The organism is bacterium, from assembly GCA_029210545.1.
GTDB lineage: Bacteria > BMS3Abin14 > BMS3Abin14 > BMS3Abin14 > BMS3Abin14 > JARGFV01.
Genome location: JARGFV010000046.1, coordinates 1 through 18,293, shown reverse-complemented (window position 1 = coordinate 18,293; position 18,293 = coordinate 1). Strand labels below are relative to the sequence as shown.

Here is an 18,293-nt window from a genome sequence, read left to right as displayed (position 1 = left end):
GTAGGGCAGAGGGAACCCGTCGAAGATCCCGCCATCGGCGGGACTCTACCGACTGAGCTACCTCGGCATTTTGTTTTCCTACCCCTACATCAGCGAAGGAGGTAGGGCAGAGGGAACCCGTCGAAGATCCCGCCATCGGCGGGACTCTACCGACTGAGCTACCTCGGCATTTTGTTTTTCCAAACCAGGGCTACCGATGCGGATCACGCTACCAGCGGGACTCTAGTCCCGCCATCGGCGGGAAGCTACCTCGGCTTGATAAGCCTTTCCTATCTATGACAAATGGCGAACGGTGTCAAGAACCCGAAATCCGTGTTCGGTTTAGACCCACCCGGATTTCGGGTCTAAAAAAGTCCCGGGAAACAGACCGAAACGGGTAACGCCAAGCAAGGACAGTTTATTTATTCTTCGCGATTTGCGCCAAGGCTGGGACAGGCATGTCGCTCCCGGTCCAGGTTTTGGTCTTAGTAATCGTTATCCTCCCCTTTCCACTTTCCACCTCTCCCGTGGTCCTGCCTTTTCCAGGGCACCTTCTTGAACCTGTCGTCATCCTTTTCGTACTTCTGGCGTGGCATGTCCCTCATCTTTCCCGGAACGCGGTCCACATCGGTGTAAGCCCAGGGTCCGTTGTAGCTCCACGACCAGTACCAGACACCCTTGAACCTGCTGTACCAGCGGTCCTTGTAGAAGTAGATCTCCTCCTGGGTTCCGGGGTAGGCGTAAACGCCCGACCGGGGGGTCTTGTACAGGTAGGGGGGGTCCTTGCGGCCGGATGTCGGCGGAGACTCGCTGTACCTCTGGCGCCAGTGGCCGAAGGGGACCTTGTTATACTCCAGGCGGTACCGGCTGCGGTAGTCTCCGTGCACGGGAAGGGCCCGGGGCTGGAAAAGGCACGGTTCCACCCGGGAGCCTGCGCCAGGTTCTACGACAGGCTCCTGGCCGCTGGTTGTTGCCGGCATGGCAAATCAGGACCGGATGGAAACCGGCGATCCGGCTTTTTAAGCACCAGTCTGCCCGCGGTCAGCTGTCAGCCATCACTCAGCAGGGTGCTCCTTCCTTTCAGGCTGCTATACTTCTGGATGATACCCTGTTTTCAGGAATGCCGGGCTTTTAGCGAAGTTATCAGGAACAGGTCACCACGGTGACCGTGGTGACCCGGACAGAAAAATCCCACGCGTGCCTGCGGGGAGGATATTTTTCTGCAGGGGGTGCGGCATGATCACCCGTAGAAGGTTCCTGGAGGGGGGGCTGGCCTCCCTTCTTGCGATCGACCTGCTGGAACTCGCCGGGTTCCCACCAGGGGAACCCGACGAACCCCGTGAGGCGCCGGAAATGAACATAAAAAAGGTCATGGCCGACAGGCGCACCGTGAGACAGTACCTGTTCACTCCCATCGAACCGGATCAGTTCAGGGCCATCCTGTGGGCGGCGCAGGGCGTCACCGACGCCGGGAGGGGTCACAGGACCGTCCCTTCGGCGGGCGCCCTTTACCCGCTTGAGGTATACGCCTTCACCGGGGAGAAAACCGTACTGGATCTAAGCGCCGGCATTTACAGGTTCGTCCCCGGGACCGGTAAACCGGAGAAGACAGGAGGGCAGGACTCGAGGGCACAACTCGCCCGGGCCTGTCTCTCCCAGATGTGGGTCGCACAGGCGCCGGTCTCCCTCGTGATCTCGGCGGTCTACGAACGGACGACCGTCAAGTACGGGAGGCGCGGCGTTCGTTACGCCGACATCGAGGCAGGGTGCGCAGCCCAGAACGTGTTTCTCATGGCTGTGTCCCTGGGGCTTGCCGCGGGTATCGTGGGGGCGTTCGAAGACGAGGATGTCCGGCGGTTGACCGGTGCCGGGGAAGGAAGCACGCCACTGCTTGTCATGCCACTCGGATACAGCGCCTGAAGGGCTGTATCCGAGTGCAAAGTTGATGGACTTTTTGCGACCCTGTCAAAGTGTAGAGTGCAGAGTGTAGAGTTTGAGCCCGAGGTAGATCGTCCAACAGTGTCTGGTGTCTAGCTCACTGCGCCTGTCATTGCGAGCCGATGCCAAGCGAAGCAATCCAGGAACCCGGGATCGCTTCATCCGGGTTCAATTCGCGATGACAAGCATGGCTGAATTCCAGGCTGGCGTTGCGTTCTGCCCGGAATGACAGAAGGTGGAAACCGCAGTCGAGGTTTTCCTCTGCACTCTGCACTCTGCATTCCAGGCGTGTCAGCGTTGTCTGACACGCCTGTGCCAGTCCTCGTAGGTGAACTCCCGGCAGTCGGGAAGTTCGGCGCGGTAGGTGTCCCCGAACTTCCGCAGGTCCTTCGGGACCTGATCTATGGAAAGCTCGTAGAGCATCCCCATGTAAGTTTTGCTCCAGTACCACGTGCCGCGGATCTTCCAGAACCAGACGTCCCGGAAATAAAGCACGTCGATGGGCAGGTCCGGCACAAAGGCGATCCCCTCGGCCTCGGCCACGCACACGAGTTCAGGCATCTCGAACACCACCGGCGGTTCGGCGGCGGAAGGGTCCATGGGCAGGGTATCCGCAAGGGGTTCCTGGACGGAAACCTCCGGCGCCGTGCAGCACGCGCCTGCCATCAGGACCAGTGGCAGAAGGACAACCGGCAGGAAAAACCTGGGCATATCTAACCTCCTCGCGGCGGGAACAGTCTCCTGATCCAGGAGCATGTCGGAAAACCCCATCAGGCTCCTGGATATAGTGTAACGGATAATAACGAACGAAGCGAGCAGGGCAAGGACATTCACCACGGAGTCACCCTTCGCCAGGCTCAGGGCAGGCGGAGAAAGGAGGAGGAAGGCAAACAACTCAATACCGGGAACTGATTAATCCACCACAGGGCACCAACCTTCGCATGAAGCTACGGCTGGCAAGCACAGGGTTTCACAGGGGAAAACATGGTGTCTGGTGGCTGGAGAATGAACAGGGTCTTGGGTCTGGCAAAAACCAGAACTGGCAGCGTGTCGGAAAACCTCTTGACACGCTGCTGTAAGTTTTTCGAAATGCCCCTTATTTTGGATGTTTTCCTGAAATAATTGGCATTTAGCAGGTGAAATGTGATGGCTATCTACCAAATATGCCATATGTTTTCCCGTTTTTCGCTGAATTGCCTTTCGAAAAACTTCAGGCAGGAGTCTGAAACGGTTAGTCCGACAGACTCCTTGCTCTGGAAGCTATGGCGGGACAAGCTGCGTGAGGCCGCTCTTACTGCACTAATCTCTTTCTGACCCCCCGGACGGCGAAAGAGAAGGCAACCAGGGAAAAAACCGCCAGCCAGGCGAGTTCGCCCGTAAGCTCCCATCCCACCCGGCCGGAGAAAAGGGAACGGCTGGCGTCAACGCCGTGGCTTAAGGGAAGGAACCACGACACTGTCCGCGCCCAGTGGGGCAGGTTCCCGATGGGGAAGAAGATGCCCGAGAACAGGAACATGGGGGCGATGGCCAGGGTGAAGTAGTAGGAGAAGAAGTCGTAGGAGGGGGACTTCGCCGTGACGATCATGGACAAGGCCGCGAAGAGCAGACCAATGAGGAAAGACAGGCCAAGGGCCAGCACAGCCCACGGACTGTGGACGAGCCCGAACAGGGCCATGACCAGGAGCATGGACCCGCCGGACAGAAACCCCTTGGTCGCCCCCCAGAGAACCTCCCCGGCCACGATCTCGTCTAACGCCACCGGGGTAGCCATGATGGCGTCGTAGGTCTTCTGGCGGGTCATCCGGGTGAACGCCCCGAAGGTGCACTCGAAAGTGGCTGAGTACATGGCGGCGGAACACACCAGCCCCGGAGCAAGAAACTGGATATACGGAACGCCGTCCACCGTCCCGACCATGCGGCCCAGTCCCCACCCCATGGCCACGAGGTAAAGGAGCGGCTCACCCAGGTTTCCGATGAGGCTGGCCTTGTAGAAGGTGGACCACACTTTCGCGTCGCGGTACCAGACGGTCACCACTCTCCATGTCAGATCGGGCAGGAGGCGGCCGCCCTTCCTGGCCATCACGGGCTGCCTCGGCCCGGCGAACTCCCTCATTCCCGCAGCTCCCTTCCCGTCATCCGAAGGAAAACATCCTCAAGGCTGGCCTTCCTGTGAAGGACAGTCCGGTCAGCGCCTATGGTGAGCCGCGCCAGGATCCCGGCAGCGCCTGCCGAGTAGATGTAGACCGTGTCCGCCGAGCACTCCACCACGGCGCCCTCAGGCACGACTCCGCCGATAGCGTCAAGGCACTTCTCTCTGGTCTCTCCCGCCATCAGGCGGACTTCCACGACCTCTTTGCCCGCGTGCTCGGCGATGAGTACGGACGGGGACCCTTCCACGAGGATCTTGCCGTGGTCGATGATCACCAGGCGGTCGCACAGCTGCTGGGCCTCGTCCATGTAGTGGGTGGTGAGGAGCAGCGTCACACCCTGGGCCTGGAGGGTTCTCAGCTTCTGCCAGATGAGGTGGCGGGCCTGGGGGTCCAGGCCGGTGGTCGGCTCGTCCAGGATGAGGAGCTCCGGCTCGTTGATAAGGCCGCGGACGATGAGAAGCCGCCGCTGCATCCCCCCGGACAGCTGCTCGATGGGGCTTTGGGCGTGCTCGCCGAGCATGAAAAAGTCCAGGAGCTCGAGGGCTCTCCGGCGGGCCTCTTTCATGGGGATCCCGTGGTAACGGGAATACACCAGGAGGTTGTCGAGGACCTTCAGATCTGTATCCAGATTGTTGTCCTGGGGGACCACCCCTATGCGCGCCTTGACCTTGCGGGCGTTGGCCATCACCTCCATTCCCAGGACCGAAAGGGACCCTTCCGATACAGGCAGGTGGTTCGTGACCATGCGCATGGTGGTGGTCTTCCCGGCGCCGTTGGGCCCCAGGAACCCGAAGCACTGCCCCCTTTCCACGGCGAACGATATCCCGTCCACAGCGGTGAAGGAGCCGAAGCGCTTGGTCAGGTCTGTCGCGGATAAGACGATGGACATATATTTCTCATATCTCATATCTCATCGTAAGTGTACTTTTCGGTTTTGCAGGTCAAGATCGTTTCTGAGATTTGAGGGCTGCGATTTGAGATCAAAAGCGCAAACCGTATTCAGGCTGCACTCCCCACACAGTGGCGCCCGTTTTGAACAGATGCGCTTGCAATGAGTAACGATCAGCGCGTGGTACTCGTTGAAAAGGGCTGGGTCGGGCTCGAGGTTGTCCATGAACAGGGCCTGGACCTCATGGTACTTCGCCTTCTCACCGCAAAGCCCCAGCCGGGCGAAAAGCCTCAGAGTGTACGCATCCACGACGAACACAGGCCTTTCCAGGGCGTAAAGCAGGATCGAGTCGGCCGTCTCCGGGCCGATGCCTTTCAGATCGAGAAACTGCAGCCGCAGTTTCCGGGTATCGGCGGCCTGCAAAAAATCCAGGTCCCCCCTGTATTCCCGGATGAGGAACAGACAGAGATTTTGAAGTCTTTCAGCCTTTTGACGGAAATAACCGCTCGGGCGGATGATCTCCTCCAGCTTTTCTCTCGTCAGTGAGAGAAAAGCTTTCGGAGTCATGTCGCAGGACTCCTTGAGGCCTGCGACGGCCTTTTCGACGCCGGCCCAGGATGTGTTCTGGGTCAGGATGGCGCCTGCCATCATTTCGAAAGGGGTATCGGCGGGCCACCAGTCCTGATGTCCGTACGTGGTCAGGAGTCGGGTAAAAATATGTGTCAGGATAGAGTTATTTGTCATTGGGGAATGTTTAATCTCAGGTCTTAATTACGATCGTTCCCGCGATCTTGTCGTGCCAGGCCTGTTTTCTCCGGTCCCAGATGGCCCACAGGAAACCCAGGCAGAAGAAGAAGGAGCTGATGATATACCCGAAGGCCCTCAGGAAGGCCATGCCGTAGGACAGATCTTTCCCGTCCATGCGGACCACCCTGACCCCCATCACCATCTTGCCGAGGGTCTGCCCGCCCCCGGCAGTGAAGAGCGTGAAATAAAGGAAGAACAGGATCGCTGAAAGGCCCATGGCGGCATCCATGCTCACCATGTCGCTCCGGGAGTCTCCGCCGAACCTGTAGGCGAACCGGACGATATCGGCCAGGATGCTGAGGACGATCCAGTCCAGCGCGAAGGCAAAAAACCGGCGGAAAAAACCTGCTGGCTGTAAAACGGGTGGATCGGGTGTCTGGACCGGGGCATCACCGGTTTCCGACTGCCCTGCCCCTTCCTGCCGCGGGCTTGCCGCCTGCGGTGAGTCCGGCCGGACTGAACGGTCGAAGGGCTGCAGGCAGGTTGCACAGACATTAGCGCCGTCATCGGGCGCGCCGCAGGAAGGACAGGTACTCGTTGCCATGATATTGACTCCTGTTCCAAATTCAAGATTCAAGATCCAAGATCCCCCCACAGATACTGCAGCAGGGTCACCCCGGCGGTCACGGCCGTCTCGGTGCGCAGGACCCTCGGCCCGAGCCCGGCGGCGATCGCTCCCTTCCCTTTCAACATCTCCGCTTCCGAGGCAGTCAGCCCCCCTACCGGCCCGATGATCATGAGGCACGATCCTGGACGTTTAACATCGGACGCGTCAAGGGCAAGGGACCGGCCTTCCTCTTCCCAGAAAAGGACCGCCCGGTCGTAGTAGCTGACACCAAGGTTCTCGATAGCCGTCGGTTCAGTGATGGACGGAAATTGTGCGCGGCCGCACTGCTTGCAGGCGGACGCGATCACCCTCTTCAGCCTTGGGAGCCTTTTCCACTGCGCACCGGGCCTGATATCGGTCCGCTCGGTGAGGAGGGGGATGAACCGGGTGACTCCCAGTTCCGTCCCTTTCTGAAGGGCCCAGTCGAACCGGTCACCCTGGACAACACCCATGGCCACCGTCAGGGAGAAGGCAGGCGCGGGCTCCTTTGTTGAAGAGACGATATCCAGGACGGCCTCATCCTTTCCCATGGTCCTGAAGCGGGCCTCGTAGAGGGTCCCCTCGCCGTCCACAATCCTGGCTTTATCGTCGGGTTTCAGCCTGAGGGTCGTTCTCGCGTGGCGAAGTTCGTCGCCATCCAGGATCGCGGAACCTTCGGCGATTCCGGATGGATTGATGTAGAAGGTAGGCAGAGACATAAATCAGTCCAAAGTCCAAAGTCCAAGGTTCAAAGAAAACTCCTCCATATCAAAATCTGATTCGTGAAACGTGAACCGTAAAACGTGGACCGTGAACGGCGAAACGAAACACTGTTCACCATTCACTATTCACTATTCACCGGTCTTCCTCCTTTCCGTGACGGTCTCCCCGCCGATGCCCCAGTTGTCCGTGTCCACCTCGTCGATGACGACCACGGTCGTGGCGGGGTTCTTGCCGAGAACATCCGCCAGCAGCCTGGTGACGCCCTCGATGAGTTGGGCCTTCTGTTGGACAGTGGCTCCTTCTCTGGTGATCCTGATATTGACGTAAGGCAAGGGGACTCCCTCCGGGGGGAAATTCAAATGGTTCATCTGGAAAATGCGTACCTTGGTGGTATCACGCCGGATCATTTAAAAGCTGTTAACCACAGGGTACACAGGGTAACACGGGGTAAGGCATTTAATCCGGGAAAGGATATTAAAACCCTTTCTTGACGTTTCTCAACCCTGTGAAACCCTGCCTGCCCTGAGCAAGCCGCAGGCCCTGAGCCTGGTCGAAGGGCGAAGCGCGTCGAAGGGTTGAGCGGCCTTCAGCCGGCCGCGCTGTGGTTAGCTGGCCTTTGTCGCAGTTACCGGAATTGCCCTCTGTAACCTTGAGTTTGGCCATTCTTCGTCATATCCTGTTGGCACTCTACCTCGAACGATAGGTACTCATTTCCCGGAAGATCCGAATTTTGAATCAATTCGTGCTGCTCAGGGCCGCCGCACACCACACATCCTCCTCCAATACTTTCATCGGCTCCAGACCGCACCGTGAAAAAGCCTCGAGGACCTGATCCTTCTCGTTTTTCATGAACCCCGATATGATCAGCTTTCCTGACGGCTCCAGTGTCTGGCTGATCGCGGGGCTCAGTCTTTTGAGCAGGGAAGCCGAGAGGTTGGCGGTGACGACCCCGTAGACGCCTTCGGCCGCTTCCACGCCACCCTCCACGACCCGCGTCCGATCGCTGACCCCGTTGGCTTCGGCGTTGGCGATGGCAACCTCGACGGCTACCGGATCGATATCGGAGGCGCAGACCTCCCCCACCCCCAGGAAGGCGCCGGCGATAGCCAGGACACCGGAACCGGTTCCCAGGTCGAACATCCGAAGGGGCAATCTCCTTCCTGTCGCCTCGTCCAGCAGCACCAGGCACATTTTCGTGGTCCCGTGGCTTCCTGTGCCGAAAGCCAGGCCGGGATCCAGGACGATCTGGGCTCCATCCACCGGCTCACACCACGTGGGCCGCACCACCAGGCGGTCAGATATGCGCACCGTTTTGTGCTGTGCCCTGAACACCGACATCCAGTCCTCTTCGGGCACATCAACGAGACCCGGCACGGTGTCGGGCGGGATCTCCCCCGCGTTCGCGAGGTCGTCGATCCAGGAATGGATGCGCAGGATATGATCCTCGCTGTTTTCCGGATCCAGATAGGCATCGACGGCGACCGCATCACCCTCCTCCCGGATACACACCCCCCTGCCTGTCAATAACGCGAGAAAATCCGCCAGGGGATCGACCAGGTCCTGCGGCACCCTCATGGTGACTTTTTTCCAGATCCGCTGTTGCATGGGGGAATAATAACACAAGACAAGCGCAGTTTACGGTTTACGGTTAACGGTTGACAGTAAAAGCGAAGGTTGCCGCAAAATGCACTTTCCGTGAACCGTAAACTACCCGAAATCCGCCGCTGATCCAACCAGCGGCGGATTTCGGGTTCCTGATTTCGGGTTCCTGTCGGATTTCGGGTTCCTTGACACAAATGCCGGTGGAACGTAATCTGCTTTATTCCGGCCCCGGTGTAACGCCGCGGAAGTGAAACCATTTCTGGCGAGGTGAAACCATTGAAAATCCGCCATATCCCAACCGGCAGGCAGCGCCGGAAACAAAGGGCCAAGACAGCCGCCAAGTTCCTGCTCCTTCTCATGGCGGCAGGAACGGCCCTGGCGACAGGCGCCTATTTCTATTTCAGCCTCAACCTGCCCAAACTCAAGGGCATCGACGATTACCGTCCATCCCTGCCCACGATCATGTACGACCGTGACGGCAACGAGGTTGCCAGGTTCTTTACCGAGAACAGGGAACTCGTCTCCATCGACCAGGTGCCAAGACAGGTGATCAACGCCATCCTGGCCATCGAGGATTCCAATTATTACGAGCACAAGGGGATCGACTACCTGGGGATTTTCCGCGCCTTCGTCAAGAATCTGGAGGCCCGACGGGTCGTCCAGGGGGGCAGCACGATCACACAGCAGGTCGCCAAATCCCTGCTCCTTTCCAACGAGAGGACATATTCCAGGAAGTTCAAGGAGGCCATCCTCGCCCGCCTGATCGACAAGGAGTTTACCAAGGACGAGATCCTGGCTATCTACCTGAACCAGAGCTACTTCGGGAACGGAAGCTACGGCATCGAGACGGCGGCCCTGAACTACTTCCAGAAGCATGTCTGGGAGCTCTCCACACCGGAGATCGCCATGCTCGCGGGACTTCCCAAGGCGCCCAGCGCCTACGATCCGACGAGGAACCCCGATCGTGCCAGGGACCGGCGCAACCTGGTCCTGGAGCGTATGGCGGAAGAAGGGTTCATCACCGAAGCCGAGAAACGGGAAGCGGCGGCCCTGCCCCTCGGCCTTGATCCGTCAGTGCGTGACGCGATGGACCCGGCCGCCTATTTCGCCGAGGAGGTCCGGCGGCACCTTTACGACACCTACGGTGAGGACGCCCTTTACCGTGGCGGCATGAAAGTCTACACAACCATGGACAGCCGCCTGCAGAAGTTCGCCCAGGACGCGGTCCGTAAAGGTATAGAGGAACTGGACAAGCGCCAGGGCTATCGCGGCCCCATCCAGTCAGTGGCGTCGGATGACATGCCCCAGGCCATCGAGAACATCAGGGCCGGGAACGGACTGGCCGAGACCGTTCCCGGAGTGACCGCCCAACTGCCGTGGGAAAAAGGCCAGATCTTAAAGGCCATGGTCCTGAGAGTGGACAAGGATGGAGCGGACCTGGACCTTGGCGGCGTTGCCGGCTACCTTCCCCTTTCACAGATGAAGTGGGCGAGACCCTTCGACACTTCGGTGGACGACACCGAGGTCGTCGTGAAAAGGGCCGACGAGGTCTTAAGCACCAGCTCGCTCATCGCTGTGCGTTACCTCGGGAGCAAGGATCCGGAAAAGCGCCTGCTGTTCGCCCTCGAGCAGGAGCCCCTGGCCGAATCGGCCCTGGTCTGCATAGACGCACCCACGGGGCAGGTCCTGGCAATGATCGGTGGTTACGACTTTAACCGCAGTGAGTTCAACCGGGCAACACAGGCAATTCGGCAGCCCGGTTCCGCCTTCAAGCCCATCGTATACAGCGCTGCCATGGACAACGGGTTCACCCCTTCCTCCATCATCGTCGACTCCCCCATCATCTACGATGATCCCTCCCAGGAACTCAAGTGGAAGCCTGCCAACTACTCCGAGATGTTCTACGGGCCCACAACACTGAGGACAGGTCTCGTCAAATCGAGAAACGTCATCACCATAAAGCTGGTTCAAAAGCTGGGGATCCAGACGGTGATCCAGTACGCCAAGCGGTTCGGTTTTCAGCAGGAACTCCCTGAGGACCTCTCCATCTCCCTGGGCTCCATGGGACTGACCCCCCTGGGCCTGACCACCGCTTACACCGTCTTTGCCAATCTGGGCCTTCGAGCTTCACCCTGGTTCATCATGAAGGTGCAGGACAGGGACGGCAACCTCCTCGAGCAGGGGGGAGCCGAGATGATCCGGTCCCTCTCCGAGGATACCGCCTTCGTCATGCAGAACCTTCTCAGGGGGGTCGTCCAGTCAGGTACCGGCTGGCGGGCCCGGGCACTGGGTCACCCCTCGGGCGGAAAGACAGGAACGAGCAACGACATGATCGACGCCTGGTTCATCGGGTTCACCCCGAAGATCGTGGCTGGGACCTGGGTCGGTTTCGACGAGGAAGCCACCCTCGGCAAGAACGAGACAGGGTCCAGAGCCGCCGCTCCCATCTGGGTCGATTTCATGACCCGGGCCATGGAAGGACAGCCTGTCCTGCCCTTCCCGCCCCCGCCGCCCGGTATCGAGATGGTGAAGGTGGATCCCGACTCGGGCCTTCTCGCCGGCTCAGGCGCTGACAGGTTCCTCTACGAAGCTTTCAAGATCGGGACAGCCCCACGGGAGTACGCGAGGACCCCCGGCCGCGCCGGAGGACAGTACGGCGGCAGGACCTACACTCCCGGCTACGTACCGCAGTCCGATGTCCCGGGGCTGCTGCCAAGGGATTTTTAACCGCTATGCGGTTAAAAATCCCTGCCAGGTTGAAAAAAAGATGAGATTCAAGACCAACCCTTTAACGGGAAAAATTCTTGCCATTCTGGTTCTTACCGTGGTTGCCGGCTGCCTTCTTTTTCGGGACGCCGCCCGGGCTGACACCGCTTCCGCCATCACCGTCCGGTACGCCGGAAGCGTAAACAAGGGCGCATCCCTGCTCCTTCGCTCCGGCATGGTCGACCTTGCTTCCCTGCTGGAAACCTTCGACCTGAGATCCAGCATGGAGATCATCGGTGACCGGCTCGACCTTGTCGGGGAGAACGGCTCGTGCAGGCTGCTCATCGACTCACCACTCATCCTCTCCCGTGGTCTTTTCGCTGTCATGTCCGGTCCCCTGCATTCCGTCAACGGTCGTCTGGCACTGCCGACGGATTTCCTGACACGGGCCCTGCCGGCGCTCACCGGGAGATCGGTGTCTCTCAACGCGACAGGCTCCACCCTGGAGTTGGGGGAAAAGGGATCGGGCAGGTTCGAGGGAAGGCCGCCCGGCAGCCTGGAACGCGTCGCGTCTTTTATCCGGAGGGACCAGTACATCCCGGAGGAGGCAGCCCTGCAGGAACCCAGAGGCCTTTCGGTGGTTGTCCTGGACCCGGGGCATGGCGGCAGGAGCATCGGCGCCCAGGGCAGCACCGGTACGCTGGAAAAGGAACTGGTTCTCAGCGTGGCCGAAAAGCTGAAGAACCTGATAGAGGAGGGCCTGGGGATCAAGGTGGTGTTGACCCGTACTGCCGACTATTACGTTGGGCTCAAGGAGCGCACGGCCATCGCCAACAACAACGGGGCCAACCTGTTCCTGAGCATTCACGCCAACGCCACCTTTCGAAGGGACATCGACGGCTTCGAGACGTACTACCTGAACCTCAACTCCACGGACCGGGACGCCAGGAAATACGCGGAGATGGAGAACAAGGCCCTTGGAATCAAGGGGGATGAGAACGACAAGGCGCTGCTCGAAGCGATCCTCTGGGATCTGGCCCAGACCGCTTACCTCCAGGAGAGCAGCGTCCTTGCCTCCATGGTTCAAAAAAGCCTAGTGAGCAACCTCAAGGGCAAGGATAGAGGGGTGCGGAAAGCTCCCCTGGCCGTGCTCATGGGTGCCCGGATGCCTGCTTCCCTCGTGGAGATCGGCTACATATCCAACCCCGAACAGGAGGTCAGGCTCAACCGGGACTCGCACCAGGAGCAGATCGCCCGTGCTCTTTACCGCGCCGTGGAAAGCTACCACCGGGGCCTTCTGCGCGGTGAGATCAAGAGGACAGGGAAATGAGAAAGGGCTTTATCGTCGCTGCGCTTCTCGTGGTGGTGATCGGTGGCCTCTACGCTTACCTCCGTCTTTCCGTACAGGGAGGGGGAGGGGCAGGGGAGATCAGCCTGTCCGGGTCCGAGGAGCCTTCTTCCGACACTTCCATGACCCGGGAGGTGGACCTGTATTTCGCCGACAGTTCCGGCAGGAGACTGGCGCTGGAGCGCCGGGAGGTTGCCGGAACGGGCCGGCAGGGGTTGTTGCGGGCCGTGATCGAGGAACTGGTGAAGGGGCCCGTCGGTGAGGACCGTGTCCGAACCCTGCCGGAAACCACACAGGTCAAGGCCGTGTACTTTCAGGATGCCACCGTGTGGGTGGACCTGGGAGCCAGCATCGTGGACGAGCACCCCGGAGGCGCCTGGACCGAGGTCCTCACCGTTTACTCCATCGTCAACACGATCACCGAGAACTTCACTGAGGTCGATCAGGTGCAGATCATCGTTGACGGAAGGGAGAGGGAAACCCTCGCCGGCCACGTGGACATCAGCGGCCCTCTCCCCGGCAGGGTGCAGCTGCTGTCGGGGGAGTGGGAATAATTCGTCCGGCGGACGAATCATGAAGGGGAGACGCGGTGCCGCGGAGACACGGAGAAAGAACCTGACAATCTTACCCAATACATACGCAACGCTTTGTAAGTGCTGCAAATTATTTATCATGCAATCCTGGACCATGCCTTCGTATCTCTGTGTACAGGAATTTCGCAAATGACTCCACCCCGCGTCCCCGTGTCCCAGTATCCCAGTGTCGTAATATTGGCTCTACCCCGTGTCCCCGTGTCCCCGTGTCCCCGTGTCTTGGAGGCTTACCCGTGATAAAGCTCGGCATCTTCGACAGCGGTATAGGCGGCCTCACCGTGTACCGGGAGGTTCGGAGGGCGCTTCCCGGAGCCGATATCCGGTATTTCGGAGACACGGCCAGGGTTCCTTACGGGACCAAATCAGCCAGGACGGTGACTCAATACAGCCTTCAGATCGCCAGGTACCTGGCAGGCCAGGAGGTCGACGCGGTCATCGTGGCGTGCAATACCGCCTCGGCATACGCCATGGACGTCCTCAAGGACACTCTTGAAATTCCCTGCTTCGGGGTCGTGGTACCCGGAGCAAAAGCCGCCGTTGACGCCACGCGAAGCCGCGTGGTCGGGGTCCTCGGGACCCGGGGCACCATCTCCAGCGGCGCCTACCAGAAAGCCATCGCCGACCTCGACCCCGCAGTGAGCGTGATCGCCACCCCGTGCCCCCTGTTCGTACCCCTGGTCGAGGAAGGGTGGTTTACCGATCCGATCACCCAGGATGTGGCCATCCGGTACCTGGAGCCGCACCTCGACGCCGATGTTGACACCCTTGTTCTGGGATGCACCCACTATCCCATGCTGAAGCGGGTCATCTCCATGGTCATGGGTAACGGGATCACCCTCATCGATTCGGGCCAGGAAACGGCACAAGCGGTCAAGAGCCACCTTGAGGAAAAGGGGTTCACGGACGACAGCGCCCCGGGGCAGGACCTGTTCGAGGTGACCGATTCACCAGGCAGGTTCGCCGATGTGGGGCGCCTGTTCCTGGAGCGTGAGATCACCGGCGTCACCCAGGTGACTATTGTGGAGGGGGAAGAGGACTGACGGCTTTAGCCGTCAGTCACTTTCTTTTGTCTGAATGACAAAAGAAAGGTCACGCCAGAGGCGTGACGAGGGGGAGAAACGGAGAGGGGGCGAGGGGGAGAAAAACCTCGCCCGATCGATGACCTTTGGAATCTGCCCTTCGACCTTGCTCATGGCCCTGAGCTTGTCGAAGAGGAAAATGGATTCTGGAATTTACACGGAGAGCCACATAATGGGTAACAAGAACGACAAGGACCTGACTTTCAAGCTCGGCGATCTGATCAGGCCCGACGGACGCAGACCGGACCAGAGCCGCCCCATCAAGATCACCAGGCCCTACCTGATGCACGCCGAGGGAAGTGTCCTCGTGGAGGCTGGCAATACACGGGTGGTCTGCAGCGTTTCGGTGGAGGAAAGGGTGCCGCCGTGGCTGAGGGGAACGGGACATGGATGGATCACCGCCGAGTACGGCATGCTCCCCCGCTCGACCCAGAACCGCCTCAACCGTGAGACTGTGATCAAGACCACCGGACGGACCTACGAGATCCAGAGGCTCATCGGAAGGGCCATGAGGGCTGTCATCGACACCACCGCCCTGGGCGAGCGGACCTACTACGTGGACTGCGACGTTATCCAGGCCGACGGGGGCACCAGGACGACGGCGATCAACGGCGCCTTCATCGCCATGATGGACGCTCTGAGGAAAATGAAGGAGCAAAAACGGCTCCGGAAGATCCCCGTGGAGGATCATCTCGCCGCGGTGAGCATCGGTATCGTGGACCGCCAGACCCTCCTCGATCTCTGCTACATCGAGGATTCACAGGCGGACGTGGACATGACCCTGGTCATGACGGGCAGCGGGAGGCTGGTGGAGGCCCAGGCGGGGGGGGAAGGAACCACCTTCACCCAGGACGACCTGATCAGGCTCATCGCCGAGGGAAGCAAGGGGATCAGGGAGATCGTGAAGTGGCAAAAAGAAATTCTAGGTGAGTTGCGTTAATGAACTCACCGGGAATTTCTTTTGTTTACAGTTAACGGTTTACGGTTTACAGAAAAATCCGAACCACCAATGCCATGAAAATCGTCCTCGCCACCAACAATCGCGGTAAAGTTACCGAAATCAAAGCTATCCTCGATAAACACTCGGTCGAGGTGCTGTCCCTCGCCGATATCCCGGGCGCCCCGCCATTGGTGGTGGAAGATGCCGGCACCTTTGCCGGCAACGCCGCATTAAAGGCCAGGGCTGTCGCTGCCTGGGCCGGGATGCCGGCCCTGGCCGACGATTCGGGCCTGGTGGTAAAGGCACTGGGAGGGCAACCCGGGGTCCACTCCTCCCGTTATGCCGGCCAGGACGGTGACAGCGAGGCCAACATGGCCCTGTTATTGGAGCGCATGGCCCACGTGCCGGAATCCGGGCGCATGGCCCACTTCGCCTGCGTCATGGTCCTGGCCGCCCCCGACGGGCGGACCTGGGAGGCGGGAGGGCGTGTGGACGGCCTCATCACCTTCCAGAAGAGGGGGCTCAAGGGTTTCGGCTACGACCCGGTGTTCTTCTACATCCCCGCCGACAGGACCTTTGCCGAGATGACCGTCGAGGAGAAGAACCGTGTAAGCCACCGGTTCCGGGCCCTCGAGGCCCTGGCGAAGATGTGGGAGGAGATCGAGAGGAAGCTGCGCAAGAGCAGTGAACAGTGAACGGTCCGGATCGGGGTTATTGCTTCTTTACACTTCACACCTTACGTTTCACGTTTCACCCTTCACGATTCACCGTACTGTATGGATATTGCTCCTTGGATTTTGGGTAATGTTTATGTAAGGTACTTCGCCTCGGGGCGTGGCGCAGTCTGGTAGCGCACCTGCTTTGGGAGCAGGGGGTCGGAGGTTCAAATCCTCTCGCCCCGACCATTTTTTCGTCCACTATTCGACCCTGCTTGGTGGACGAAAAAATGGTGGACTATGTACTATGGGCTATGAACTATGGAAAAACGCGATTACCCATAGCACCTAGTACCTGGCACATAGCTCTACGACGGTTGCACCGTCGCTTGCGCCCGTAGCTCAGCTGGATAGAGCAGCGGACTTCTAATCCGCAGGCCACAGGTTCGAGTCCTGTCGGGCGTGCCAATACAAAAAAAGAGCCTTCCCAGTCGGGTGGGCTCTTTTTTTGTATCTGATTCTGACGCGGACTCGAACCTGGATATGGTGAGAAGTCCTGCTTGCCACGGCGTAGCTTCAGCGAAGACGGGCTTGTCACGCCGTAGCTGCAAGCGTAGGCGGAAGCCTGTCCCCCGACTTGTCCGTCGTAGCTCGAAGAGCGAAGTCGGAAGCTGGGACGCCAGTCCGTAATTAGCGAAGGGGAAGTCCTGGATGAGGATACTACTCCTCGTCCGGTAATTCCAGAATCCTGACATCCTCAAGATCCACCTCACGCCCGGCGGCCTTTTTGGCAAGGACAAGGTCTTCCCTGGACACGACTTCGAACGACTGCCCCTGGTAAGCGAGAGTATTACGGCGCCCCCAGGAATCCGCGAACTCAATGCCGGGCGTACGGGTCTGAACGTCGATCCTGACCCTGTCGGAAAACACGGTTATCTCGTGTTCCAGAAGCTCGTTTACGGAGATATCTCCAGCTGTTGCTAATCCGGCATCCAGTAATGCCGCAAGCAGGTTGGAAACGTTTTTCTCAGTGGGATCGATAAGGATGTCAAGATCGAAGGTAGCCCGAGGGACACCGTACAATACTGCGGCAATTCCCCCAATAACAAGGTAACGAACGTTATGTTTTTCTAACGATTCGAAGACTACGACCAGGCGGTTGATCATCTTTTAGTCCAGGCAGATCGGGGTTAATGGAGAGGGCAAGGTCCGTATAAGAACACAGAAGCTCCATCCTTTCCGTAAGGGACAGGGAACGAAACCAGCGGGCCTTGGCCTCGATGGCCTCCTCACCACGGCTGTGAGATATTTTCCCTTTCATATCAATAAATTATCAGAAGAATACTCTGCTGACAACGTCTAGCTACATATTGACGGATTCGACATACTGCCTGATCAGCCGCGCTACCCGGTCACCGGGTTTAAGGAACTGGACCCCCGCGCCGTGGGATTGCTCCCCCTTCACGGTCGTCGTCCACCTGATGGTGCCTTCCAGGTCGATGGCCGGACTTCTCTTCTGGCCGGCGACAATGACGACAGGAGTGTTGCTGGTTCGGGGGTCCGCTTTAAGGCTCAAGCATAAACAGGGAATCATCGACCAACAGGAGAGTTTTTTCGCGGCATCAAACCTCCCGGCCAGGATCGGGATCGTAACCCCTGGAGACAGGCCGCCCGCGCTGCCTGTCCACCGTCTTGTCCATCGTAGTCACGCCAAAGGCGTGACGAAGATGGAAGCCTGTCGAGGGGTGTGTTGTAAACATTTATATGCTTTAAATGGCGGCATTGTAAGCTAATTCCCCGATTTGGCAAAGCATGAGGCCAACAGATGATCAACGAAGGTATCTGGAAACCCAAAAAACGCAAATATCCCAAAGCCTTTCAGTTGCGTGAACGGCGCTCACGTTTCGGAGAACTCATCCAGATCGACGGCTCACCCCATGACTGGTTCGAAGGGCGGGCTGAATCCTGCACCCTCATCGTTTTCATCGACGACGCAACCGGGAGCCTGCTCTACCTGCGTTTCGTGCCCTCTGAGACCACTCAGGCCTACATGGAAGCCGTGAGAGCCTGCCTGAAACGTTATGGACGCCCTGTGAGCCTATATTCAGACAAGCACAGCATCTTCCGGATCAACACCAAAGAAGCCGTCTCCGGCAACGGCTTGACCCAGTTCGGCAGGGCTCTTGATGCTCTGGACATCGAAGCCATCCACGCCCATACCCCACAGGCCAAAGGACGTGTCGAACGGGCCAACCAGACCCTCCAGGATCGCCTGGTCAAGGAACTGCGCCTTGAGG

Annotated in this window: 18 protein-coding genes, 2 tRNA genes and 1 pseudogene; 10 read left to right on the top strand and 11 right to left on the bottom strand. The window is 59.2% G+C overall.

The genetic code is table 11. The features are described 5' to 3' along the window. Positions 1 to 464: 464 nt before the first annotated feature. Positions 465 to 959, bottom strand: coding sequence for a hypothetical protein (locus P1S46_06680; GenBank protein MDF1536173.1), 495 nt, complete (start codon positions 957 to 959; stop codon positions 465 to 467). Positions 960 to 1,215: 256 nt separating this feature from the next. Between P1S46_06680 and P1S46_06675 the strand changes: the two genes are divergently transcribed. Beyond that, entirely contained in the window at positions 1,216 to 1,899 is a 684-nt protein-coding gene (locus P1S46_06675) for a SagB/ThcOx family dehydrogenase (GenBank protein ID MDF1536172.1), read from the top strand. Between the two features lie 309 nt (positions 1,900 to 2,208). Here the strand turns inward: P1S46_06675 and P1S46_06670 are convergent, their stop codons facing one another. The 8 genes from P1S46_06670 to P1S46_06635 form a co-directional block, all read right to left on the bottom strand. Beyond that, entirely contained in the window at positions 2,209 to 2,811 is a 603-nt protein-coding gene (locus P1S46_06670; GenBank protein MDF1536171.1) for a hypothetical protein, read from the bottom strand. A gap of 397 nt (positions 2,812 to 3,208) precedes the next feature. Then, positions 3,209 to 4,030 (bottom strand): ABC transporter permease, encoded by an 822-nt coding sequence (locus P1S46_06665; protein MDF1536170.1) that lies wholly within the window; start codon positions 4,028 to 4,030, stop codon positions 3,209 to 3,211. After that, positions 4,027 to 4,956 carry an ATP-binding cassette domain-containing protein gene (locus tag P1S46_06660; GenBank protein ID MDF1536169.1) on the bottom strand — a complete coding sequence of 310 codons (930 nt, stop codon included), beginning with the start codon at positions 4,954 to 4,956 and terminating at the stop codon, positions 4,027 to 4,029. Before P1S46_06660 ends, P1S46_06665 begins: the two co-directional genes overlap by 4 nt. A 21-nt stretch (positions 4,957 to 4,977) precedes the next feature. Further along, positions 4,978 to 5,700, bottom strand: a complete 723-nt coding sequence (locus P1S46_06655; GenBank protein ID MDF1536168.1) for an endonuclease III domain-containing protein — start codon at positions 5,698 to 5,700, stop codon at positions 4,978 to 4,980. A 16-nt stretch (positions 5,701 to 5,716) separates the two neighbouring features. Beyond that, a complete protein-coding gene (locus P1S46_06650; GenBank protein ID MDF1536167.1) occupies positions 5,717 to 6,307 on the bottom strand; it encodes an RDD family protein in 591 nt (196 codons plus the stop codon). A 29-nt stretch (positions 6,308 to 6,336) separates the two neighbouring features. Further along, the gene (locus P1S46_06645; protein MDF1536166.1) at positions 6,337 to 7,068 is read right to left on the bottom strand and encodes an RsmE family RNA methyltransferase; all 732 of its coding nucleotides are present in this window, start codon (positions 7,066 to 7,068) and stop codon (positions 6,337 to 6,339) included. 132 nt (positions 7,069 to 7,200) lie between these two features. Beyond that, the gene (locus tag P1S46_06640; protein MDF1536165.1) at positions 7,201 to 7,404 is read right to left on the bottom strand and encodes a 4-oxalocrotonate tautomerase family protein; all 204 of its coding nucleotides are present in this window, start codon (positions 7,402 to 7,404) and stop codon (positions 7,201 to 7,203) included. Between the two features lie 403 nt (positions 7,405 to 7,807). Continuing rightward, positions 7,808 to 8,647, bottom strand: a complete 840-nt coding sequence (locus P1S46_06635) for a 50S ribosomal protein L11 methyltransferase (protein ID MDF1536164.1) — start codon at positions 8,645 to 8,647, stop codon at positions 7,808 to 7,810. A gap of 303 nt (positions 8,648 to 8,950) precedes the next feature. On the opposite strand from P1S46_06635, the gene P1S46_06630 reads away from it, so the two are divergent. The 8 genes from P1S46_06630 (at position 8,951) to P1S46_06595 (ending at position 16,464) form a co-directional block, all read left to right on the top strand. Next, on the top strand, positions 8,951 to 11,401 hold the full coding sequence (locus tag P1S46_06630; protein ID MDF1536163.1) for a PBP1A family penicillin-binding protein: 2,451 nt from the start codon (positions 8,951 to 8,953) through the stop codon (positions 11,399 to 11,401). Positions 11,402 to 11,441: 40 nt separating this feature from the next. Continuing rightward, a complete protein-coding gene (locus P1S46_06625) occupies positions 11,442 to 12,710 on the top strand; it encodes an N-acetylmuramoyl-L-alanine amidase (protein MDF1536162.1) in 1,269 nt (422 codons plus the stop codon). Then, positions 12,707 to 13,282, top strand: coding sequence for a GerMN domain-containing protein (locus P1S46_06620; protein ID MDF1536161.1), 576 nt, complete (start codon positions 12,707 to 12,709; stop codon positions 13,280 to 13,282). Before P1S46_06625 ends, P1S46_06620 begins: the two co-directional genes overlap by 4 nt. A gap of 272 nt (positions 13,283 to 13,554) precedes the next feature. Then, positions 13,555 to 14,361, top strand: a complete 807-nt coding sequence (murI, locus tag P1S46_06615; GenBank protein MDF1536160.1) for a glutamate racemase — start codon at positions 13,555 to 13,557, stop codon at positions 14,359 to 14,361. A 211-nt stretch (positions 14,362 to 14,572) separates the two neighbouring features. After that, on the top strand, positions 14,573 to 15,340 hold the full coding sequence (rph, locus tag P1S46_06610; GenBank protein ID MDF1536159.1) for a ribonuclease PH: 768 nt from the start codon (positions 14,573 to 14,575) through the stop codon (positions 15,338 to 15,340). Between the two features lie 74 nt (positions 15,341 to 15,414). Further along, positions 15,415 to 16,035 carry an XTP/dITP diphosphatase gene (locus tag P1S46_06605; protein MDF1536158.1) on the top strand — a complete coding sequence of 207 codons (621 nt, stop codon included), beginning with the start codon at positions 15,415 to 15,417 and terminating at the stop codon, positions 16,033 to 16,035. A 133-nt stretch (positions 16,036 to 16,168) separates the two neighbouring features. After that, a tRNA-Pro gene (locus P1S46_06600) sits at positions 16,169 to 16,245 on the top strand. Positions 16,246 to 16,387: 142 nt separating this feature from the next. Beyond that, positions 16,388 to 16,464: transfer RNA gene (locus P1S46_06595), tRNA-Arg, on the top strand. 252 nt (positions 16,465 to 16,716) lie between these two features. Here P1S46_06595 and P1S46_06590 read toward each other — a convergent pair. Continuing rightward, on the bottom strand, positions 16,717 to 17,163 hold the full coding sequence (locus P1S46_06590; protein MDF1536157.1) for a nucleotidyltransferase: 447 nt from the start codon (positions 17,161 to 17,163) through the stop codon (positions 16,717 to 16,719). Between the two features lie 196 nt (positions 17,164 to 17,359). Further along, entirely contained in the window at positions 17,360 to 17,572 is a 213-nt protein-coding gene (locus tag P1S46_06585) for a hypothetical protein (protein ID MDF1536156.1), read from the bottom strand. 231 nt (positions 17,573 to 17,803) lie between these two features. Here P1S46_06585 and P1S46_06580 point away from each other — a divergent pair. Next, positions 17,804 to 18,293: pseudogene (locus tag P1S46_06580) on the top strand (ISNCY family transposase).

Coding starts and splice junctions, on each gene's coding strand:
- P1S46_06680 (MDF1536173.1), bottom strand. CDS start 959: ATGCCGGCAACAACCAGCGGCCAGGAGCCTGTCGTAGAACCTGGCGCA.
- P1S46_06675 (MDF1536172.1), top strand. CDS start 1,216: ATGATCACCCGTAGAAGGTTCCTGGAGGGGGGGCTGGCCTCCCTTCTT.
- P1S46_06665 (MDF1536170.1), bottom strand. CDS start 4,030: ATGAGGGAGTTCGCCGGGCCGAGGCAGCCCGTGATGGCCAGGAAGGGC.
- P1S46_06660 (MDF1536169.1), bottom strand. CDS start 4,956: ATGTCCATCGTCTTATCCGCGACAGACCTGACCAAGCGCTTCGGCTCC.
- P1S46_06655 (MDF1536168.1), bottom strand. CDS start 5,700: ATGACAAATAACTCTATCCTGACACATATTTTTACCCGACTCCTGACC.
- P1S46_06650 (MDF1536167.1), bottom strand. CDS start 6,307: ATGGCAACGAGTACCTGTCCTTCCTGCGGCGCGCCCGATGACGGCGCT.
- P1S46_06645 (MDF1536166.1), bottom strand. CDS start 7,068: ATGTCTCTGCCTACCTTCTACATCAATCCATCCGGAATCGCCGAAGGT.
- P1S46_06635 (MDF1536164.1), bottom strand. CDS start 8,647: ATGAGGGTGCCGCAGGACCTGGTCGATCCCCTGGCGGATTTTCTCGCG.
- P1S46_06625 (MDF1536162.1), top strand. CDS start 11,442: ATGAGATTCAAGACCAACCCTTTAACGGGAAAAATTCTTGCCATTCTG.
- P1S46_06620 (MDF1536161.1), top strand. CDS start 12,707: ATGAGAAAGGGCTTTATCGTCGCTGCGCTTCTCGTGGTGGTGATCGGT.
- rph (MDF1536159.1), top strand. CDS start 14,573: ATGGGTAACAAGAACGACAAGGACCTGACTTTCAAGCTCGGCGATCTG.
- P1S46_06605 (MDF1536158.1), top strand. CDS start 15,415: ATGAAAATCGTCCTCGCCACCAACAATCGCGGTAAAGTTACCGAAATC.
- P1S46_06590 (MDF1536157.1), bottom strand. CDS start 17,163: ATGATCAACCGCCTGGTCGTAGTCTTCGAATCGTTAGAAAAACATAAC.